Below are 20,683 nucleotides of genomic sequence, written 5' to 3' on the forward strand. Positions count from 1 at the left end.
TCACGGCGCTCCGCCGGAGCGTCGGCCCACTGAGCTGGGTCGATGCCTCTGGCGGGCGCCGTGAAAGCGCTTCATCGAGGTTTCCGGAGCATTGACAGCTCTTTACGGCCCGTTCACAGTGGCGGTCAATAGAGCGCTTTCACAGCCTCGTTCCCCCCTAGGAGTCCCCGCCATGAGACGACGCCTGTTACCCGTCGCCGCCGTCGGCGTCCTGCTCGCCGCCTACGTGGTCGCCACCGCCGGCTCGGCCAGCGCCGCCGACACCCTGCTGTCGCAGGGCCGGACCGCCACCGCCTCCTCCTCCGAGTCGGCCGCCTTCCCCGCCGCGAACGCCGTCGACGGCAACGCCGGAACCCGCTGGTCCAGCGCGTTCAGTGACCCGCAATGGCTGCAGGTCGACCTCGGCGCCAGTGCCACGATCACCTCGGTCGTGCTGGACTGGGAGGCCGCGTACGCCCGCTCCTTCTCGGTCCGGACCTCGGCCAACGGATCGAGCTGGACCACCGTCCACAGCACCACGACCGGCACCGGAGGGCGGCAGGCGATCAACGTCACCGGCACCGGCCGGTACGTGCGCCTCGAGACCACGGCCCGGGCCACCCAGTGGGGCGTGTCGCTGAAGGAGTTCCAGGTCTTCGGCAGCGGCGGCGGCGCCACCACGCCGACCATCCCGCCCGGCGCGGTGCGGGTCGCCGAGTTCCTGGCCGACTGCCCGTTCAGCCACCGGCTGCCGGACGACCCGATCATCTTCCCGGGCCTGCCGGGCGCCTCGCACATGCACAGCTTCTTCGGGGCCACCAACACCAACGCCCACAGCACGGTCGACACGCTGCTCAACGCGAACAGCAACTGCAACCCGTCGATCGACAAGTCGTCGTACTGGATCCCGACCCTCTACCAGGACAACAACCCGGTCGAGCCGGTCACGGGCATCTTCTACTACCTCGGTGAGGGCGTCCGCGACGACCTGATCGCCCAGACCCAGCCGCTCCCGCTGGGCCTGCGCATCGTGGCCGGCAACGCCAAGGCCACCGGCCCGGCCGACAACACCATCAGCCGCTGGTCCTGCCTGCACGCCGGTCACGTCGGTTCGTCGTCCGACTTCGTCAACTGCCCGTCCGGCACCATGCTGGAGTCGTACCTCGACTTCCCGCATTGCTGGAACGGCCGCGACCTGGACTCCACCGATCACAAGAGCCACATGGCGTACCCGGTCGGCAACGCCTGCCCGGCCAGCCACCCGGTCGTGGTGCCCAAGCTGCGGCAGGTCATGCGCTACCCGGTCAGCGGCGACCCGGCCCGGCTGAGGCTCGCGTCCGGCGGCGGATACACGATGCACGGCGACTTCTTCAACGCCTGGCCGGTCGAGGAGATGGCCCGCCGGGTGAACGACTGCATCCGACCGATCATCAAGTGCGGGACCGACGGGCGTCCCTGATAGAACAGGGGCCATGAGTACGAAACCCGGCCGTGGCGGCCACCATCCCACGATGGATCAGGTGGCGGCCGCGGCCGGCGTCTCCCGGGCCACGGTGTCGCGGGTGATCAACAACGCGGCGTCGGTGGCGCCCGGCATCCGCGACGCCGTCCAGAGGGCGATCACGCAGACGGGGTACGTCCCGAACGTCGCCGCCCGCAGCCTGGTGACCCGCCGGTCCGACTCGGTAGCACTGGTGATCAGTGAACCCGACCGGCCCGACGACCACTCCTTCCTGAACCGGATCTTCACCGACCCGTACTTCGGCCGGGTGACCGCGGGCGCCACCGCGGCCCTGCGCCCGCACGACGTGCACCTCGTGGTCGTGCCGACCGACGCGTCCGACCATCACCAGGTGATCCGCTACCTGCGTCAGGGGCACGTCGACGGGGTGCTGCTGATCAGCAGCGACGAGTGCGACCCGATGCCCGGCCAGGTCCACGCGCTGGGCATCCCGGCGGTGCTGTCGTCCCGCCCGGCCAGCCCGCTGCCGGTCAGCTACGTCGATGTCGAGCAGCGGGCCGGCGCGCGGCTGGCCGCCGGACACCTGCTCGCCCGCGGCTGCCGGCACCTCGCCACGATCAACGGCCCGCTCGACATCCCGGCCGCCGCCGAGCGCCTGGACGGTTTCCGGGCCGCCGCCGGGCAGGCCGTGCCCGCCGAGGCCGGCGACTTCACCCGGGCCGGCGGCGAGGCCGCGGCCCACCGGCTGCTCGACGCCCACCCCGACGTCGACGGGCTCTTCGTGGCCAGTGACCTGATGGCCGAGGGCGCGTTGCGGGCGATCCAGGACCGCGGCCGCCGGGTTCCCGATGACGTGGCGGTCGTCGGTTTCGACGACAGCAGCGCCGCGCTGGAGTGCCGGCCGCTGCTCACGACGGTCCGGCAGCCGGTCGAGGAGATGGCAGGCGAGATGGCCGAGCTGCTGATCGCCCACATCGACACACCCGGCCGGTCACCGCGGTCGGTGATCTTCCAGCCGACCCTGGTCATCCGCGACTCGGCCTGAGACGGCGGGCCGTGCGAGGGTGGGAGACGTGAGTCTCGACGTCAAAGCCCTGCGTGCCCACTTTCCCTCCCTCGACTCCGGCCTCGCCTTCTTCGACGGGCCCGGCGGAACCCAGACACCCCGGCCGGTCGCCGAGGCGATCGTCGCGACCATGACCGGGCCGCTGTCCAACCGGGGCGCGGTCAGCATGTCCGAGCTCAACGCCGAACGCACCGTGGCCGAGTTCCGGGCCGCCTACGCCGACCTGCTCGGGGTGCCGGCCGGTGGGATCGTGCACGGGCGCAGTGCCACCCAGCTCACCTACGACTTCTCCCGCGCCCTTGCCAAGACCTGGCAGCCGGGCGACGAGGTCGTGGTGAGCCGGCTCGACCACGACAGCAACGTGCGGCCCTGGATCCAGGCCGCCGAGCGGGCCGGCGTCACGGTCCGGTGGATCGACTTCGACACCACGACCGGAGAGATCGACCTGGAGTCGTACGAACGCGCGCTGTCGCCGCGGACCCGTCTGGTCGCGGTCACGGCCGCCTCCAACGTGCTCGGCACCGTGCCGCCGCTGCGACGGATCGCCGACCTCGCCCATGCGGTGGGTGCGCTGCTCTACGTGGACGGGGTGCACTACGCCGCGCACCGGCTGGTGGACGTGCCGGCGCTCGGCGCGGACCTGTTCGTGTGCTCGCCGTACAAGTTCCTCGGCCCGCACTGCGGTGTGCTCGCCGCCTCGCCGGAGCTGCTCGAGACGATCCGGCCGGACAAGCTGGTGCCGTCGACCGACGCGGTGCCGGAGCGGTTCGAGTTCGGCACGCTGCCCTACGAGATGCTGGCCGGGGCGACCGCGGCCGTCGACTTCCTGGCAGCGCTCGACCGGGACGCGACCGGCCCCCGGCGGGAGCGGCTCGCGCGGTCGTTCGAAGCGCTGCACGGGCACGAGGCGGTGTTGCGGGAGCGTGCCGAGGCCGGTCTGCGGGAGCTGGGTGACGTCGTCACGCTGTATTCGCGCGCGTCCGACCGTACGCCCACGTTGTTGATGGATTTCGCCGGCCGGGACGTCCGGGCCGCGCAGAAGCATCTCGCCGGCCGGGACGTCCTGGCCCCCGCCGGTTCCTTCTACGCCTACGAGCCGTTCGTGGCGCTGAAGCGGGACGCGGCGTTGCGGGTCGGCCTGGCTCCTTACAACACCGTCGAGGAGATCGACCGGCTGCTGGCCGGTCTCACCGGCTTCCTGCGATGAGGGTACGGCCTGCTTCCCGACCGCCCTGCCCGCCGGCGGCTTCCACCCGCACCTGCCGTGACCGGCAGCACCTCACCTGGTGATCTGTGCCCGCTGGTGTGCCGCTGTTGTCCACGCGGGCTTGTGGGAGCTCCCCCGGGAGAGGGAGGCGGTTCCCCCACGGCGGGGATCAATCGGCGCCGAAGTCCGGCGAGTCTGTTCCCGTAGCCGCCACCCGGCCGGGTGGCGCTGACGGGAGGACGACGATGAGGAACACCGCTCGATGGGCCGCAGCGGCTGCCACGATGCTGACGATCGGAGCCGCGGCGGCACCGGCGAACGCGGGTGACCGGCTGGCCCGGGTGACCGGCTCGGCCGAGTTCACCCTGACGTTCTCGCCCGACAACGACGTCCGCAAGTTCACCTTCGACGTGCGGGCCGCGCCCTTCACCCGGCCGTTCCCGGCCCGTCCGCAGGGCAACCCGATGGACGCCACCGGAACCGTGTGGGTCTCCCACCACGTCCCCGACGCGAACATCACCGTGACGTTCGAGGCCGCCGTCGACTGCATGATCACCACGCCCGGGTTCGCCGGCATCACCGCGATCGTCACGCGGGCCGACGACCTGGCCGCGCACATGGTCGGCACCCGGGTCGGCTTCAGCGTGCAGGACGGCGGCCGGGGCGGTCGCGGCGACCGGGTCGGTTACACCTGGTCGACGAGTGCCACCCAGGACGAGAACGGCGACTGGGTCGAGTCGAAGGTCGGCACCTGCATGGTCCTGGCCCCGTTCGGTCCCGTCACCAAGGGCGATGTCACCGTCCGTCACGCCGAGCTCAGGCCGGACCCGCAGCCGCCGGCCTGACCCGGACCGGGAGGGGGCCGCTGCACGGGGAGCGGCCCCCTCCCTCGTCAGTCGAGGATCGAGATCTCGAAACGGCATCGACACCCGTGAGATCCTCAGCGGGGAACGGCACGGAACCACTCCTCCCGGTCGGCCGGATCCGGCCCGCGTCGCGGCAGGACCGGCGCCTCCGGGCCGTTGATCGGCGCGTAGTGGTCGAAGTGGGCGGTCAGCACCGCCTCGCCACCGGTCAGGTCGGGCAGCGCGGCCACCACCTGTGGCACCCGCGACGACGGCAGCGTGCCGCTCACCTCCAGATAGCCACCGGAGCCGGACGAGTCGTCGATGACCGCCCCGGCCCGCCCGAGCAGGGCGGTCACCGATTCGGCCACCTCGTGCGGCAGGTTCACGTCGAACCGTTCGACAGGCTGGCACACCCGGGTTCCGGCCCGGCGCAGCGCCGCCGTCACCACGACCTGGGCCAGGTGGCGGAAGTCCGCGGCCACACTGGAGATCGACTTGTCGAACTTCTGATGTGGCCTGCTCTGCCGCGGGCAGTACTGCGAGGACGTCATGCTGACCACGCAGTCGGTCACCGGCCAGCCGTGCCGGCCGTGGCGCAGCGCCGCGCGTACCCCCTCCTCGGTCGCCGCGATGAACGCCGGTGGCAGGCGGCCCGGTTCGATGCCGGCCCGGAACTCGATGCCGTGCCCGGCCGGGGCGGCGTCGACGCGCAGACCGATCCCGGCCAGGTACGGGTTGCCGTTCTCCCGGATCCGGTCCTCGGCCGTCCCGCTGCCGGCGACCCGCTCGATGCAGGCGGTGAGCGTGCCGGAGAATCGCACCCGCACCCCGTACCGCTCCTCGAGCAGTGCCGCGATCACCTCCTTCTGCACCTCGCCGTGCAGCCGGATCACGGCCTCCGCCTGCTGTTCGTCGAGCCGCAGATCGACCAGCGGGTCCTCGTCGGCGAGTTCGGCCAGGCCGGCGAAGAGCGCGAGCCGCTGTGCCGGGTCGACCGGTTCGACCAGCGCCTGCCGGGTGGGCGGCGGGAAACGGTAGAGGTGCCGCCGGGGCGGGTCACCGACGTGCTGCCCGATCCGGGCCGGCAGGCCACGCACCGCGGCGATCTGCCCGGCCGTCGCGGCGGAACGCACGACCACGCCGGCGGGTTCGCTCACCGCGATCTGGGTCACCGTCCGCGGCCTGGTCCCGCCGAGTTCGATCCGATCCCGTACGCGCAGACGACCCGACCACAACCGCAGCCAGGCCCGCCGCCCGTGGTCGTCCCGGTCGACGGCGAACACGGTGCCGGCGAGCGGCCCGTCGTCCTCGCGGCACCGCGGCAGCAGATCGGCCAGCACGTGCCGCAGCTGCGCCACGCCCGCGCCGGTGATCGCCGACCCGTGCACCACGGGTGCCAGGTCACCGCGGCGCACCCCACGCCGGATGGCGCGCCGCACGTCCCGGGCCCGCAGCCGAACACCCGTCAGCCAGCGTTCGGCGACCAGGTCGTCGGACTCGGCCACCGCTGCCACGACCTGCTCGGACACGAGGTCGGCGGCCCGCACCGAGGCGTCACGGCCGCCCTGCCCGGTCACTGTGCTGAGCACGACCGGGAACCGGGTGAGCCGTCGCCGCACCTGGGTGAGCACGCGTTCCACATCGGCGCCACGGCGGTCCACCTTGTTCAGGAAGAACACCGTGGGCACGCCGATGCGGCGCAGCGCACGCCAGATGGCGACGGTCTGCGGCTGGACGCCCTCCACGCTGGAGACGACCAGCACGGCGGCGTCGAGGACCGCGAGCGACCGCTCGACCTCCGCGATGAAGTCGGGGTGGCCGGGCGTGTCGAGAAGGTTGACGGTGAGATCGCCGAGACGGATCGAGGTGACGGCCGCGCGGATGGTGATGCCACGACGGCGTTCCAGGTCCATCGAGTCGGTGCGGGTGGTCCCGGCGTCGACGCTGCCGGGATTGTCGACCGCACCGGCCTCGAAGAGCAGGCGCTCGGTCAGGCTGGTCTTGCCGGCGTCAACATGGGCGACGATCCCGAGGTTCAACAATGACAAAGCAGAACTCCACGGTAGGACGGAAAAGGGTCCGGAGCGTGGAAGCTGCTCGCATTGCTGTCTCCTCGTCATCGGGGATATGGCCGTCATCAAGCCAAACACGGGTGAGGCGGCGTCGCCACCGATTTACCGGGCGGGTAGGAAGGGCGGTGTGACAGAGGGATCTTCGATCAGGCAGGCCGGGCGGATGCTGGCCGTCGCCACGCTGGCGTCGCGGGTGGCGGGGTTCGTGCGCATCCTGGTGCTGGCCGCCGCGCTCGGGCTCGGCACGAGGCTGCTGGACACCTACAACATCGCCAACACCCTGCCGAACGCCGTGTACGAGCTGGTCGTCGGCGGGACCATGGCCAGCATCGTGATCCCGCTGCTGACCCGGGCCGCGCTCAACGAATCGGACGGCGGGGTGCTCTACGCCCAGAAGCTGCTGTCGCTGATCGTCTACGTCCTGAGTCTCGTCACGATCGTGGCGATCGTGGCCGCGCCGCTGCTCATCGACCTGTACGCCCCCGCGTTCACCCCCGAGCAGCGTCACCTGGCCATCGTGTTCAGCCGGTACTTCCTGCCGCAGATCCTGTTCTACGGCGTCGCCGCCACCGCGTCCGCGATCCTCAACAGCCGCGGCCACTTCGGCGCACAGGCCTGGGCGCCGCTGTGCAACAGCGTCATCGTGATCGCGGTGGGCCTGACGTACGCGGCCGTCGGCGGCAGCACCACGACGACCCTCGGAACAGGCCACCTCCTGCTGCTGTCCCTGGGCACCACGGCAGGCGTACTCGCGCAGATGTCTCTGGTCGTGGTGTCGCTACGCCGTAACGGATTCCCGGTCCGGTTGCGCCTCGACCCCCGTGGCATCGCGATCCGCCGGATCGGCAAGCTCGGCCTGTGGGTGCTGCTGTCGGTCGTCACCACGCAGATCCTCGTCGCGGCGGCGACCCGCGCGGCGTCGTGGAGCGGGCAGGGCGGCATCACCGCGTTCCAGTACGCGAACGCCATCTATCACGTGCCGTTCGCGGTGATCGCCATCTCCGTGATGACCGCGATGCTGCCCCGCCTCAGCCAGTACGCGGCCCGCGGCGAACACCAGCGCGTCGTCACCGGTCTGTCCCGCGCCGTCCGTACCGCCCTGGTCGTGATGGCCCCGATCGCGGCCGCGTTCGTCCTGCTCGGCCCACAGATCGCCACCGTGCTGTTCAGCCACGGCAACAGCAGCGCCGAGACGGTGCGGGTGCTGGGCCTGGTGCTGGCCGCCTACGGGCTGACTCTGGTCCCGTTCACCAGCTACTCGATCCTGCAGCGTGGCCTGTACGCCCTGCAGGACACCCGAGCGGCGGCGCTGGTCTCGGCGGCCGTCGCCGGTGTCGGGGTGGCCGGCTGCGCGCTCGCCGGATGGCTGCTGGCGCCCGGTGACATCGTGATCGGCATCCCGCTGGCCTACGCCGCCGCGTACACCGTCGGGCTGAACCTGACCGTCCTGGTGCTGCGCCGCCGCCTGCGCTACATCGACGGCAAGAGGCTCGCGCGCACCCACGTGCGGGTCGCCGCCGCCACTCTCACCGCGGCCGTCTTCGCCGGTCTCGCCGTCGGCGGGCTGGGACCGGCGATGGACACCTCACCGTGGGTGGAGGCCCTGGTCACCGGTGCCGTGGCGGTGCTCGCCGGCGCGGCCGGTTACCTGGTGGCCGGCCGGATCCTGCGCCTCGCGGAGCTGCGCCACCTGCTGAACATGGCCCTGCCCCGCGTCCGCACCTGGTGACCGGGCTCAGGAGGCGTAACGCTTCTCGGCGCGGGCCCGGGCCTTGGCGGCCTCCACCTCACGGTCGCGCGGCGGGGCAGTGGTGACCAGGCTCGCGAGCAGCTCGGCGGTGGCGGCCCGCACCGCCTCGACGGCCTGATCGAAAGCGGCCTGGTTGGCCTGCGACGGCCGGGTCGTCCCGGCGATCTTCCGCACGTACTGCAGGGCGGCCGCGTGGACCTCGTCCGGCGTGGCCGGCGGCTCGAAGTTGTGCAGCTGGTGGATGCTCCGGCACACGGTCGGATCCTCTCGGTGACGGCTGGCGACCTCCCCGAGGGTAGTCCGCCGGCCCCCGGACCGCAGACCGCCTCAATCGGCCGAATCCCGGCGCGCGGGATCGTACCGTGACACAGGTGGGCATGCGGTTGCGGACGGCCTTGGGGGCGGGCGCCGCCGTCGCACTGGTGGTGCAGTGCCTCCACTTCCTTCTGCCGCTGTACGCCACCTTCGCCCTCTCCGACGCGGTCGTCGCGGCGGCCAGCGGCTATGCGGCCTTCTTCTACCGGCGCCGGATGACCGACGGCGGCATCCCGCGGCCGATCCGGGTGGCGCTCGGCTGCGGGGCGCTCGCCTGCGCGATGTGGTCGTTCAGCAACGTGCTGCTGCTGGCCTCGGTGACCGTGCTGCCGGCGGTCGCCCTGGCGGGCAGCCTCCTGTCGACGGCCGCGGCGGGGTTCGTGCCGGTGGCGCTGATCCTCGCCTGGCCGCGCCTGCGCGGTATCGCGGCGGCCCGGCGGGCACTCGACGTGGCCGCGGTCTTCGGCGCGGCCTTCGCGCTGGCCTGGACGTTCGTCTTCGCCGGCAGCAGCAGCCGGGCGGGCGACTGGACCAACAAGCTCGTCCTGGTCGGTCTGCTGATGCTCGCGGCGGCGCTGGCGCTGGTGACCCTGGCCGGCGCCGAGACCGGGAGCGGCCCCAGCGCCCAGCAGATGCTGGCGGCGGCCACGCTGACGCAGGCGCTGACGCTGCTCGGCGGCCTGCGCAACGAGGTCGACGGCGTGGTCTGGTACGCCAACGGCGTCGGCGCCGGATTCGTGATGGGCGCCTGGGTGATGGCGATCTCCAGCCGCCTGGCGGCGTCCCGGGGCGGCGACGGCGGGCTGGAGTCGCTGGTCTTCCGGCCGTGGGCGCTGCTGCCGTACGCGCCCGTGGTCTGCGCGGTCGCGGTCGGTGCCGCACGGCAGGCGCACGCCGGGCGGCTCGATCCGGTGCTCGTGTGGACGCTGCTGGCCACGTTCTCGCTGGTGTTGTTACGTCAGTTCATGACCCTGCTCACGGTCGGCCGGCTGGCGGCGGTGCTGCGCGAGCAGCGGGACACGCTCGTGCATCAGGCGCACCACGACGGGCTGACCGGACTGCTCAACCGGGCCGAGTTCGAGGCGCGGGCGGCGCGGGTGCTGGCCGGCGAGCACGACGAGGTCACCGCGATGATCCTCGACCTGGACGGGTTCAAGCCGGTCAACGACACGTTCGGGCACGCCGCCGGTGACGACGTGCTGATCGTGGTGGCCCAGCGGATGAACGCCGAGCTGCGCTCCGGCGACCTGGTGAGCCGGATCGGCGGCGACGAGTTCGCGATCCTGCTGACCGGCGCGGGGGAGAACGCCGAGGAGGTGGCCGCCCGCCTGCTGGAACGGATCGCCGAGCCGATCCGGGTGCAGGGCCACACGGTCACGGTCGGCGGCAGCATCGGCCTGGCCACCATCCGGACCGGCGACGAACCGCTGGCCACCCTGCTGCGCCGCGCCGACACCGCGATGTACGCGGCCAAGAGCGCCGGCAAGGGCACATTCCTCCGGCACGCGGCTTAGCCCAGTGCCTAGCCCACCAGGCGCAGGGGCGAGATCCGCCGCAGCGCCTCGGCGGTCGCCTCATCCGCGGGCAGATGGGTCACCAGCCGCAGACCCTGATCACCGGGCAGGACCATCATCTCGTACGCCATCCGCAGCGCCCCCGCCTCCGGATGCGCCAGCCGCAGCACCCCGTGCGCCCGCGGCAGCCCCGGCACCCGCTCGGCCCGGCCGGTGAACTCGGCCCCGGCCAGCACGGTCAGCTCGCCCGCGAAGTCGGGCCGTGGCGGCCCGTCCTTCAGCATCGCCACCTGCTCGTCGGCCACGTGCGCCCAGTCCGGGAGCGCCGTCCGGGCCCGCGCGTCGGTGAACACGTACCGCATCATGTTCGGCGGATCGCCGTCGAGCAGCCCGATCGGCCCGGCCAGGCGCCGCATGCCGGCCGTGTGCGCGAGCACGTCACCGACCTGGTTGACGAGCATCGCGGCGGCCGGCTCGAGCTGGTCGAGCACCGCCCGCAGACCGGGCCGTACCGTCCGCTCCGGAGCCTGGACCAGCCCGCCGCAGATCGCGCCGCTCTTGGTCAGCCGGTAGAGATGCGCGCGCTCGGCGGCGGTCAGCCGCAGCGGCCCGGCCAGGGCGGCCAGGACCTGCGGTGACGGGCGCCGGTCGCGGCCCTGCTCGAGCCGGATGAGGTACTCCACGCTCACCCCGGCGAGCATCGCCACTTCGGCGCGCCGCAGGCCCGGGGTCCGCCGCCGGGTGCCCGGTGGCAGCCCGACCTCGGCCGGCGTCACCTCGGCCCGCCGGGCGCGCAGGAAGTTGCCCAGCTCGTTGTCGCTCACCGGCCGACTGTAACGCCGCCCGGGTCCGCGAAGGTGACCCCGCGACTACCACTCTGAGCGCGGTCTCCCTGCCGTCCGCGGACCGCGGAAGTGTCGAGCCGAACCCGACGAGAGGTGATTCGACATGGCTTCAACGGACATGGCTTCGAAGGTAGTGGTGGTGGGCGGCGGCTACGGCGGCATCGTGGTGTCCCGGACGCTCGACGACATCGCCGACGTGACGCTGGTGGAACCGCGCGAGACGTTCGTGCATCAGGTGGCCCAGCTGCGGGCGGCGGCCGACCCGGCCTGGCGGGAGAGGATCTTCATCCCGTACGACGGGCTGCTGTCCCGTGGCCGGCTGGTCCGTGACACCGCCGCCGAGGTGCGGCCCGGCTCGGTGCGGCTCGCCTCCGGGCAGCGGCTGGACGCCGACTACGTGGTGCTGGCCACCGGCTCGGCCGCCGCGTTCCCGGCCGGGGTCGAGGGCACCGGGCGGGACGAGGCGCTGCGGCGGCTGAGCGAGAAGCACGCCGCATTGGACCGGGCGTCGGCGGTGCTGCTGCTCGGTGCCGGGCCGACCGGGCTGGAGTTCGCCGCCGAGATCGCGGCGGCCTGGCCGGGCCGGCCCGTGACCGTCGTCGACCCGGCGCCCGAGCTGCTGAGCGGCCGGTTCACCGGGCAGCTGCGTGCCGAGGTGGCCCGGCAGCTCGGCGACCTGGGCGTCCGGGTGCTGCTCGGCGCCGGGCTGGACACCCCGCCGGACACCCCGGCCGGTACGGTCGGCGCGTTCACCGTGGTCACCGCCGACGGCGAGAAGGTCGACGCCGACCTGTGGTTCGCCTGCTACGGCGCCACGGTGCCGGGTGCTCACCTGGGGCCCGAGCTCGCCGCCGCGCGGACGCCGGCCGGGCGGCTGCCGGTCGACGAGCACCTGCGGGTCCTCGGGCACGAGCGGGTCTTCGCGGTCGGGGACGTGAACGACTCGCCCGAGCTGAAGACCGGCCGTGCCGCCGGGCGTCAGGGCGAGGTGGCGGCCGCGAACATCCGTGCCCTGATCGAGGGCGGGCCGCTCACCGCGTACGAGCCGTTCCCCGACGCCGTCATCCTCAGTCTCGGCCCGGACGGCGGTGCCGGCTGGGCGCCCGAGTTCGGCTTCCTCGACGCCGCGGCCTCCGTGCAGTTCAAGGGCACGTTCCGGCTCGGCGACTACCGGGGCCTGCTCGGCGCGGCGTAGCGGTCAGGCCGTCTCCTCTGCGATGTCGAGGGGCTTGGCGGTCAGCACGTCGGAGCGCACGTACGCCAGGTCGAGCGTCACATCGGTGAACCACAGCACCGGCAGGGTCAGCGGCGGCGGCGACTCCGGGGTGAACGTGACCGGGATCAGGCCGAACAGCTTGCCCTTGAAGGTGGGGCTGTAGAACTCGACGTTGCCGTCGAGGATCAGCTCGCCGCTCTCGATGACCGTGGTGGCGTCGCCCGGCTCGTCGATGGTGAGGGTGAACGGCTTGTTCACCACCTTGTCCATGGTGAACTTCAGCGACTTGATCGGGCCGTTGCCGGTCGGCACCTCGGCCACCCCGTCGTACGACGAGTTGTACATGGTCACCGAGGCGGCCTTGACCACGCCGGGTTTCGCACCGGCACGCGGGATGCCGTCGTCGTCGGCGAGCACGCCCATCTGCCGGGCGCCCAGGCAGGGGATCTCCTCCGCCTTCGGTGTCCTGGAGGCCGACGCGGACGGCGACGCCGAAGGGCTCGCGCCGGGTTTCGTGGCCGTGGGCGCCGGGGCAGTGGGGGCAGACGCACTCGGCGCCGGTGATGCGGACTCCTCCTTGCCGCCGCCGGTGAAGAAGTCGCCGACGCCCTCCCAGAAGTCGTTGATGCCGTCCAGGATCGGGTTGCCGGTGCCCTCCTCGGTCGGTGCCGGCGACGCCGACGGTGAGGTGCTGGGGGAGGCCGTGCCCGTGGTGGTGGGCGTGGCCCCGGGCTTGGCCGTGGTCGGCTTCGGCTTCGGCTTGGCCGCGGTCGCGCTCGGGGACGCCTTCCGTGACGGCAGGCCCTCCGGGCACTCCGCCGCCTGGGCGGGCCGGTTGCCGGCGACCGTCACGGTGGCCGCCAGCAGCAGCGGCGCGATGATCAGCAGCGCCTTGCCGGGGCCCGGCCGACGCCGCGGCCCCGGCTCGATCTCCTCGGTCGGGCGGTCGCCGGAGGGAGTCGTCTGTGGCGCGTTCGGCGAGGGCGGGCCCCACGCGACGACCAGCGCGCCGCCGACGATCCCGAGCAGCATGCCGGCGATCCAGCCGCCCAGGTTGAGACCGATGAACGAGTACAGCGCGGTGATGATGCCGATCACGCCGTAGAACAGGCGCTGCGCGGGGGAGAACCAGGTCAGCGTTCCGGCGGCGATCATCATGACCGGGAGCAGGTACGAGTAGAAGCCCTGCGGCCCGATATGGATCTTGATGTTGTCGAGCTCCATGTTCGCGCTGGCGAACATCTCCAGCCCCGACAGGATCATGAAGAGCCCGCCCCAGAACGGCCGGCCCCGCCGCCACCGCCGGAACCTGTCCCCGATGTTCTCCGTCGCCACGCCGGCCCTCCACCATGTTGAAAGGAACGGGCCCGCGGAGAGGCTGCTCCGCGAGCCCGGCAAACGAGGTCAGTAGCACTCGTGCGAGCCGCCGATGTGCAGCTTGAGGTTCATACCGTTGAGGACGAAGGTCGAGGCCGAGGTGTAGTAGGCCTCCTGCCGCAGCTTCAGGATCTCGACCGACTTGGCCTGCTGGCCGAAGGAGAGCGGGGCGCCGTGGCTGGACGCGCCGTCGGCGTCGAGCGTGGAGCCGTCCAGGCCGATCTGGATGTCCTTGAACGTGGCGTTGCCGCCGAGCGTGGACATGCCGATCAGCAGGTCCTCGGCGTGCACCGGGTTGTCCTGATCAGCACCCGCCTCGATACGCAGGGTCACCGGCCCGACCGCCACCGACTGGCAGAGGTTCCACAGGTCGGCGGTGTTGATGCCGGACATCGCCGCCGGGATCTTGCCGCCGGGGTAGTTCTCCTTGTCGTTGGTGGGCAGTTCGCCGCTGTACTGGGTGAAGCCGTTGCCGACCAGCCGTTCCGCGGAGAGTTTGAACTGTTTGCCGGACACGGTGAAGTTCGCGGCCAGGGCGCCCTCGGCGAGCGCCAGTACCAGGCCACCGGCGACGACTGTCGGTACACCCACCGCCACGGCGAAGCGGCGCCAGTTGGTGCGCCCGTACGCCGGAGCGCTTTGCGCATCCTCCACGGAACCTCCTTGGAATGGTGGGACCGGCGACTGACGAAGCGAGGCACATCGATGGTCGCGGTCGTAATGTGCCGGAAATGTTGCCGCTCGGGGGCGACGACTACAAGGGCTTGCTTTACCGGTCAGTAACCCGCGTCACTAGATCAAGAATGACGTTGAGTGACGCCCGCCACGCACCTGTCCGAAATTTCCGACATTAGGATCGAGGCTGGCGAGTTACCCGTTACCCGCGGTACGCAAGTCTTGGTTTATTGCGGATGGATAACGAAGTGAATTTGCTGTCGTGTGTCTTAGGTCTCGCCACCAACCTGCCGAACTGAGAGGCATGACCGCCCGCGAGGACCGCCGCCGATGAGCGTGCAGCGTCGCCTCAACGTGGGGTTTGCCGCCCTCTTCGTCCTCTTCGTGATCCTTCTGGTGGTCCAGTTCGGCGCCGGTTCCCGGCTGCGCGCCGACCAGGAGGATCGCATCGACCGGGTCACCCGCGCCGAGATCGCCAACGACCGCGTCCTGCAGCGGATGACCGACGCGGAGACCGGCATACGCGGCTTCCAGATCACCGGCCAGGAAGCCTTCCTCGAGCCGTACGAGAGAGGCTGGACCGCCGCCCTCACGGCGCTCGACGACGTCGCCACCGGTGTCGACGGAACCGGCACCCACCGCCTGCTCGACCGCGAGCGCGAGGCCGCCCGGCTCTGGCTCGACAGGTACGCCCTGCCCATCGTCGACTCCGGGATGGTGGCCGGCAACCAGACCCACTCCGTCTACGGCAAACAGCTGTTCGACGAGTTCCGGCTGGTCAACGCGGCCGTCGCGTCCTCGATCACCGAGGAGCGCCAGAAGGTGGTCACCGACGGCGACGCGGCCCACCGGCGGATGGACATCATCGCGGCGATCCTGACCGGCGCCATCCTGATAGTCGGCGTCGCGGTCGCCCAGACCGTCCGCCGGCAGCTGCTCGTCCCGCTCAAGCGGATCAGCGGGACCATGCGCCGGCTCACCGCGGGGGACCGTTCGGCCCGCGCCGAACCGGTACGCGCGCCCGAGTTGCGTACCGTCGTCAAAGCCCTTAATGATCTTGCCGCACAGACCGAGAGTCTCCTTGCCGCCGAGCAGTCCCGGGCCGCGCGGGCCGGTCTCCGCCAGGCCGTCGCGGCCGAGATGCAGGAGACGCGCGACCCCGACGCGGCCGGCCGCCGCATCGCCGAACTGATCGGCGCCGCCGTCAGTGCCGACGCCGTGCACTGCGAGATCGCCGTGCCCGGCACCGGGAAGCTGCGCGTCAACTGGCCGTCCGGCGCGCCCGACCTGCCCGCCGGCGACATCACCGAGATTCTCGGCGACGGCTCCGGCCACCTCCGCGTGCGCCCGGACGGCGGCGTCTGGATAGCCGTCGGCGGCGACGCCGACCGCCGGGCCGGGTACCTGCACGTCAGCCGGCCCGCCGCACCCTCCTGGACCGACGCCGAACAACGGCTGCTCGCTGGGGTGGTCCGGGAGATCGAACGCGTCCTGCACCAGCTCGGCGTCCAGGACACCCAGGCCCGCCTGATCACCGAGTTGCGGATGCTCGACCAGCGCAAGGACGTGTTCATCCAGACCGTCACCCACGAGCTGCGCACCCCGCTGACCAGCATCCTCGGCTACACCGAGATGATGTCCGACGACGACGGCCCGGAACTGACCGCGCTGCAGCAACGCGCGCTGAGCGCCATCCTGCGCAACGCCCACCGCCTGCACGACACCATCGGCGACCTGGTCCTGCTCGACCGTCCCGACCACGGCGCCACCGTCCAGGCGGAGGTCCTGGACCTGGCCGCCGTGGCCGGCATGGTGCGACACGAACTGCACAACGCGGCGCGGGCCAAGGACCTCACGGTCAACTTCGACACACCCGAGTCCTGGGTACGGGGAGACCGCACCCAGCTGCAACGGGCCCTGCGTAAGCTGATCGAGAACGCGATAAAGTTCACCCCCGCCGGCGGCAGCGTCGACTGCCGGATGACCGCGGACCCCCGCACCGTCTCGGTCTCGGTGACCGACACCGGCATCGGCATTCCGGCCGAGGACGTGCCCGGCCTGTTCACCCCGTTCCACCGCGCCGGCAACGCCATGGACCAGGCGGTCCAGGGCCCGGGCCTGGGCCTCGCCATAGTCCGCGACATCGTCCGGGACCACGGCGGCACCGTGGCGGTCCAGTCCGTCGTGGGCCGGGGCAGCACGTTCACCCTGACCCTGCCCGCGACGCCGGCCCCCACCCCCACCGAGCCCAAGTCCCCAGCCCACGTCTAGAGCTAGAACCCCCGCGCGATCTTGTGAGGTTGTGGTCGGTGGCGAGGCGCAACGTCCCAAGATCTGCGGAGGGCGCGAGGCGACGCGAGCGGGGGTGAGGTTCGCGGCGTCTCCCGCATCTCGGCCGCGACGGCCTGGCGGAGACCGGCCCCGACCGCTCGATCGTTATCGGAACGACGATGAAGTGGTACACAGCGGTGATTCCGAATGGCCACCACGAAGATCGAGCACCTCCACGGGCGTCGTTTCCCCGACGTCGATGCCCGGCCCTGAGCAGGCACTTCACGCGCGATCAGAGACGAAAGCGCCGATCCGGCGAGAACGTGAGACCGGCTCGAGAAGCGCACGAAGATCGCTGAGAACGGAAACATGGTGCGCGTAGCGTGATTTCGTGGATCTGCACACCGTCACCGAAGTGATCAGCCCTGCCGAGCCCGGCCAGTGGCGTCCCGGCGACGCCTGGCTGGGCGGGGGGACCGCCCTGCTCGGCGAGCCGCGCCCGCACATCACCCGGCTGCTCGACCTGGCGGCCGCCGGGTGGCCGCCACTCACCGTGCGTGACGACGGCGTCGAGATCGCGGCCACCTGCACGATCGCCGAGCTGGCCTCCGGGCTCGGGCGGTACGGCATCGTGCTCCAGTGCTGCCACGCGTTCCTGGCCTCGTTCAAGATCTGGAACGTGGCCACGGTCGGCGGCAACCTCTGCGCGGCGCTCCCGGCCGGGCCGATGATCTCGCTGAGCGTCGCGCTGGACGGCACGTGTGTGCTGGTCGGGCCGGACGGCGGCGAGCGCCGGGTGCCGGCCGCCGAGTTCGTGACGGGCGAGGGGACGACCGTGCTGCGCGACGGCGAGTTCCTGCGGGCGGTGCACCTGCCGTCGGCCGCACTCGGCTCGCGTACGGCGTACCGCAGAGGGTCCTTGCATCGTCATGGCCGCTCGGCCGTCCTGCTGATCGGCCGGGCCGAGCCCGCCGGGGGTTTCTCACTCACGGTGACCGCTGCGACCCGGCGCCCGCACGTCCTGCGTTTCCCCGAGGCACCGTCGGCGGCCGGCCTCGACGCCGCCCTGGACACCATCCCCGCCTCGCAGTACGTCGACGACGTCCACGGCCGCCCGGTCTGGCGGCGGCATCTGACCCGTCACTACGCGACGCAGATCCGGACCGATCTGCTGGCCGGAAGGCGACCAACATGACGATCGAAATCAATGGAACACCGCACGACCGCACACCCCGCCCCGGCCAGTGCCTGCGCACCTACCTGCGCGAGGAGGGCTGCTTCGGCGTCAAGAAGGGCTGCGACGCCGGCGACTGCGGAGCGTGCACGGTCCACGTCGACGGCACACCGGTGCACTCCTGCGTCTACCCGGCATTCCGGGCGGCCGGCCGCCGCGTCACCACGATCGAGGGCCTGGCCTCCGGCGGCGGGCTGCACCCCGTCCAGCAGGGCTTCCTCGACGCCCAGGGCTTCCAGTGCGGCTTCTGCACCGCCGGCATGATCATGACGGCGGCCGCCCTCACCGATGCACAGCGTGACGACCTGCCGAGATCATTCAAAGGCAACCTCTGCCGCTGTACGGGCTATCGCGCGATCACCGATGCCATCGAGGGCCGCCCCGCGGCCGTGTGCCCCCGCGCGGGCTCCGCCGTCGGCGCGAATCTCGGCGCGCCCGCCGGCCCCGCGGTGGTCACCGGAACCGCCCGGTACACGTTCGACCTCGACGTCCCCGGCCTGCTGCACCTCAAGGTGCTGCGCTCCCCGCACGCGCATGCCCGCATCCTGTCGATCGACGCGTCGGAGGCCCTGGCGGTGCCCGGCGTCGAGGCGATCCTCACGCACAAGGACGCGCCCGAACGGCTCTTCTCCACCGCCCAGCACGAGAACGAGGCCGAGGATCCGTACGACACCCGTGTCCTCGACGACGTCGTGCGCTTCGCCGGCCAGCGGGTCGCCGCCGTGGTCGCCACCTCGGAGGCCGCCGCCGAGGAGGGCGTGCGCCGGCTGCGCGTGGAGTACGACGTGCTGCCCGCCGTCATCGACCCCGAACGCGCCATGGAACCGGGCGCGCCGCTGGTGCACGGCGACAAGGGCGTGGCCCAGGGCATCGTGCGGGCCGACGCCAACGTGGTGGGGGAGCTGCACGCCGCGATCGGTGACGTCGATCTCGGGTTCGCGCAGGCCGACGCCGTCTACGAGGCCACGTTCCGCACCCCGCGGGTGCAGCACGCCAGCCTCGAGACGCACGGCGCCGTCGGCTGGCTCGACGATGACGATCGCCTGGTCATCCGGTCCAGCACACAGACTCCGTTCCTCACCCGGCGGGCCGTGTCCCGGCTGTTCGGACTGTCCGCCGACCGGGTACGCGTCGTCGCCGGTCGTGTCGGCGGCGGGTTCGGGGGCAAGCAGGAGATGCTGGTCGAGGACCTCGTCGCGCTGGCCGTGCTGCGCACCGGACGGCCCGTGAAGTGGGAGTACACCCGCGCCGAGCAGTTCACCGCGGCGACCACCCGGCACCCGTTCGTGATGACCGTGAAGGCCGGCACCCGTACCGACGGCACCCTGACCGCCCTGCAGCTCACGGTGCTGGTCGACACCGGTGCCTACGGCAACCACGGCGCGTCCGTCATGCACCACGGCTGCCACGAGACGGTCGCCGTCTACCGATGTGCCAACATCCGTACCGACGCGCACACCGTCTACACCAACACGGTCCCGTCCGGGGCGTTCCGCGGGTACGGGCTCGGCCAGGTCACCTTCGCCGTCGAGCAGGTCCTCGACGAACTGGCCCGCATGATCGGCATGGACGCCGTCACGTTCCGCGAGCTCAACGTGGTCCGGCCCGGCGACGACCTGACCGCGCCCGGCTCGCACGTCCCCGACCTGGGCATCGGCAGTTACGGCCTGGACCAGTGCCTCGACCGCATGCGGGCGGCCGCTTCCTCTCCGGCTTCCTCTGCCGCCTCCTCGCCGCCGGAGGGCTGGCTCGTCGGTGACGGCATGGCCATCGCGATGATCGCGGCCGGACCGCCCGGCGGACACTTCGCCGACGCCTCCGTCACCCTGCTGCCGGACGGCCGCTACGAACTGGCCGTCGGCACCGCCGAATTCGGCAACGGCAGTACCACCGTGCACGCCCAGATCGTCGCCGACGAGCTGCACACCACACCCGATCGGATCGTCATCCGCCAGTCCGACACCGATGTGGTCCGCCACGACACCGGCGCGTTCGCGTCCACCGGCGTCGTCGTGGCGGGGGAGGCCGTGCTCCGGGCGGCCCGTGCGCTGCGCGCCCGCATCCTGGCGGCCGCCGAGCGGTCACCGTCCGAGGTGCACTACCTCACCGCCGAGACCGTCGACGGGATCAGCCTCACCGGGCTCGGGCCCATGACCGAGAGAGGACATTTCGACGGTACGCCCCGGTCGGTGTCCTTCAACGCGCAGTGGTTCCGGGTAGCCGTCGATCCCGGCACCGGTGAGCTGCGGATCCTGCGCTCGGTGCACAGCGCCGACGCGGGCACCGTGATGAACCCGCTCCAGCTGCGTGGCCAGATCGAGGGCGGCGTGGCCCAGGCGATCGGCGCGACGCTCGCCGAACACGTCGACGTCGACGCCGGCGGTCACGTGACCACGGCGGCCTTCCGGCAGTACCACCTGCCCACCTTCGCGGACGTGCCGTTCACGGAGGTGCACTTCGCCGACACGACGGACGCGATCGGGCCGCTCGGCGCCAAGTCGATGAGCGAGTCCCCGTACAACCCGGTGTCCCCGGCCCTGGGCAACGCCATCCGCGACGCCATCGGCGTCCGTCTGACCGACCTCCCCTACACCGCCGACCGAATCTGGCAGGCCCTCCACCATTCCGGCTAGCTCCCACCCGACACGTATGCCGACCCCGGACGCTCCCGCACTCACCCGAAACGCGGCACCACGCGCCCGTTACCCGCCCGCCCCCACCCACCACACCCAGCCACGCCTCTCGGCCAAGCTTGATCGTCCAGCGGCGGATGGCGCCCCGTCGACTCAGCCGAACGACGCCACCCTCCCCGCAAGAGCAAGCGACCCGGCTGTCGCACACGGCAGTCTCGG

At 71.9% G+C, this 20,683-nt stretch carries 15 protein-coding genes; 10 read left to right on the forward strand and 5 right to left on the reverse strand.

Annotated features, from left to right (window positions below; translation table 11 throughout):
* The first annotated feature begins 172 nt into the window (after positions 1–172).
* The 4 genes from CLV67_RS54400 (at position 173) to CLV67_RS34500 (ending at position 4,559) form a co-directional block, all read left to right on the forward strand.
* The gene (locus CLV67_RS54400; RefSeq protein WP_106326012.1) at positions 173–1,438 is read left to right on the forward strand and encodes a DUF1996 domain-containing protein; all 1,266 of its coding nucleotides are present in this window, start codon (positions 173–175) and stop codon (positions 1,436–1,438) included.
* A 13-nt stretch (positions 1,439–1,451) separates the two neighbouring features.
* Positions 1,452–2,486 carry a LacI family DNA-binding transcriptional regulator gene (locus tag CLV67_RS34490; protein ID WP_106326014.1) on the forward strand — a complete coding sequence of 345 codons (1,035 nt, stop codon included), beginning with the start codon at positions 1,452–1,454 and terminating at the stop codon, positions 2,484–2,486.
* 28 nt (positions 2,487–2,514) lie between these two features.
* Positions 2,515–3,714, forward strand: coding sequence for a cysteine desulfurase-like protein (locus CLV67_RS34495; protein WP_106326016.1), 1,200 nt, complete (start codon positions 2,515–2,517; stop codon positions 3,712–3,714).
* A gap of 245 nt (positions 3,715–3,959) precedes the next feature.
* Positions 3,960–4,559: a hypothetical protein gene (locus CLV67_RS34500; RefSeq protein ID WP_106326018.1), complete on the forward strand. Its 600-nt coding sequence runs from the start codon at positions 3,960–3,962 to the stop codon at positions 4,557–4,559.
* Between the two features lie 95 nt (positions 4,560–4,654).
* Here the strand turns inward: CLV67_RS34500 and CLV67_RS34505 are convergent, their stop codons facing one another.
* Positions 4,655–6,610 (reverse strand): elongation factor G, encoded by a 1,956-nt coding sequence (locus tag CLV67_RS34505; protein WP_106326020.1) that lies wholly within the window; start codon positions 6,608–6,610, stop codon positions 4,655–4,657.
* A gap of 190 nt (positions 6,611–6,800) precedes the next feature.
* Between CLV67_RS34505 and murJ the strand changes: the two genes are divergently transcribed.
* Entirely contained in the window at positions 6,801–8,363 is a 1,563-nt protein-coding gene (gene murJ, locus CLV67_RS34510) for a murein biosynthesis integral membrane protein MurJ (RefSeq protein ID WP_106326165.1), read from the forward strand.
* A 6-nt stretch (positions 8,364–8,369) separates the two neighbouring features.
* Here the strand turns inward: murJ and CLV67_RS34515 are convergent, their stop codons facing one another.
* Positions 8,370–8,639 (reverse strand): DUF2277 domain-containing protein, encoded by a 270-nt coding sequence (locus CLV67_RS34515; protein ID WP_106326022.1) that lies wholly within the window; start codon positions 8,637–8,639, stop codon positions 8,370–8,372.
* Between the two features lie 122 nt (positions 8,640–8,761).
* Here CLV67_RS34515 and CLV67_RS34520 point away from each other — a divergent pair, with 122 nt between their 5' ends.
* Positions 8,762–10,213, forward strand: coding sequence for a GGDEF domain-containing protein (locus tag CLV67_RS34520; protein ID WP_106326024.1), 1,452 nt, complete (start codon positions 8,762–8,764; stop codon positions 10,211–10,213).
* 8 nt (positions 10,214–10,221) lie between these two features.
* On the opposite strand, the gene CLV67_RS34525 is transcribed toward CLV67_RS34520, so the two are convergent.
* Positions 10,222–11,037: a helix-turn-helix transcriptional regulator gene (locus tag CLV67_RS34525; protein ID WP_106326026.1), complete on the reverse strand. Its 816-nt coding sequence runs from the start codon at positions 11,035–11,037 to the stop codon at positions 10,222–10,224.
* 124 nt (positions 11,038–11,161) lie between these two features.
* On the opposite strand from CLV67_RS34525, the gene CLV67_RS34530 reads away from it, so the two are divergent.
* The gene (locus tag CLV67_RS34530; RefSeq protein ID WP_239166341.1) at positions 11,162–12,253 is read left to right on the forward strand and encodes an NAD(P)/FAD-dependent oxidoreductase; all 1,092 of its coding nucleotides are present in this window, start codon (positions 11,162–11,164) and stop codon (positions 12,251–12,253) included.
* Between the two features lie 3 nt (positions 12,254–12,256).
* Here the strand turns inward: CLV67_RS34530 and CLV67_RS34535 are convergent, their stop codons facing one another.
* Together CLV67_RS34535 and CLV67_RS34540 are read right to left on the reverse strand one after the other, a co-directional pair.
* Positions 12,257–13,609, reverse strand: a complete 1,353-nt coding sequence (locus CLV67_RS34535) for a DUF6114 domain-containing protein (RefSeq protein ID WP_106326030.1) — start codon at positions 13,607–13,609, stop codon at positions 12,257–12,259.
* A gap of 69 nt (positions 13,610–13,678) precedes the next feature.
* A complete protein-coding gene (locus CLV67_RS34540) occupies positions 13,679–14,305 on the reverse strand; it encodes a DUF6230 family protein (protein WP_106326032.1) in 627 nt (208 codons plus the stop codon).
* A gap of 351 nt (positions 14,306–14,656) precedes the next feature.
* Here CLV67_RS34540 and CLV67_RS34545 point away from each other — a divergent pair, with 351 nt between their 5' ends.
* The 3 genes from CLV67_RS34545 to CLV67_RS34555 all read left to right on the forward strand — a co-directional run bounded on the left by CLV67_RS34545 (position 14,657) and on the right by CLV67_RS34555 (position 20,464).
* Positions 14,657–16,597, forward strand: coding sequence for an ATP-binding protein (locus CLV67_RS34545; protein WP_106326034.1), 1,941 nt, complete (start codon positions 14,657–14,659; stop codon positions 16,595–16,597).
* 391 nt (positions 16,598–16,988) lie between these two features.
* Positions 16,989–17,792 carry an FAD binding domain-containing protein gene (locus tag CLV67_RS34550; RefSeq protein ID WP_106326036.1) on the forward strand — a complete coding sequence of 268 codons (804 nt, stop codon included), beginning with the start codon at positions 16,989–16,991 and terminating at the stop codon, positions 17,790–17,792.
* Positions 17,789–20,464: a molybdopterin-dependent oxidoreductase gene (locus tag CLV67_RS34555; protein WP_106326038.1), complete on the forward strand. Its 2,676-nt coding sequence runs from the start codon at positions 17,789–17,791 to the stop codon at positions 20,462–20,464. Before CLV67_RS34550 ends, CLV67_RS34555 begins: the two co-directional genes overlap by 4 nt.
* Positions 20,465–20,683 lie beyond the last annotated feature (219 nt).

It is taken from the genome of Actinoplanes italicus, assembly GCF_003001815.1.
GTDB lineage: Bacteria > Actinomycetota > Actinomycetes > Mycobacteriales > Micromonosporaceae > Actinoplanes > Actinoplanes italicus.

Excerpts from the sequence above, each read along its gene's own strand:
- CLV67_RS34500 (WP_106326018.1), top strand. The coding sequence starts at position 3,960 with ATGAGGAACACCGCTCGATGGGCCGCAGCGGCTGCCACGATGCTGACG.
- CLV67_RS34555 (WP_106326038.1), top strand. The coding sequence starts at position 17,789 with ATGACGATCGAAATCAATGGAACACCGCACGACCGCACACCCCGCCCC.
- CLV67_RS34530 (WP_239166341.1), top strand. The coding sequence starts at position 11,162 with ATGGCTTCAACGGACATGGCTTCGAAGGTAGTGGTGGTGGGCGGCGGC.
- CLV67_RS34520 (WP_106326024.1), top strand. The coding sequence starts at position 8,762 with ATGCGGTTGCGGACGGCCTTGGGGGCGGGCGCCGCCGTCGCACTGGTG.
- CLV67_RS34490 (WP_106326014.1), top strand. The coding sequence starts at position 1,452 with ATGAGTACGAAACCCGGCCGTGGCGGCCACCATCCCACGATGGATCAG.
- CLV67_RS34545 (WP_106326034.1), top strand. The coding sequence starts at position 14,657 with ATGAGCGTGCAGCGTCGCCTCAACGTGGGGTTTGCCGCCCTCTTCGTC.
- CLV67_RS54400 (WP_106326012.1), top strand. The coding sequence starts at position 173 with ATGAGACGACGCCTGTTACCCGTCGCCGCCGTCGGCGTCCTGCTCGCC.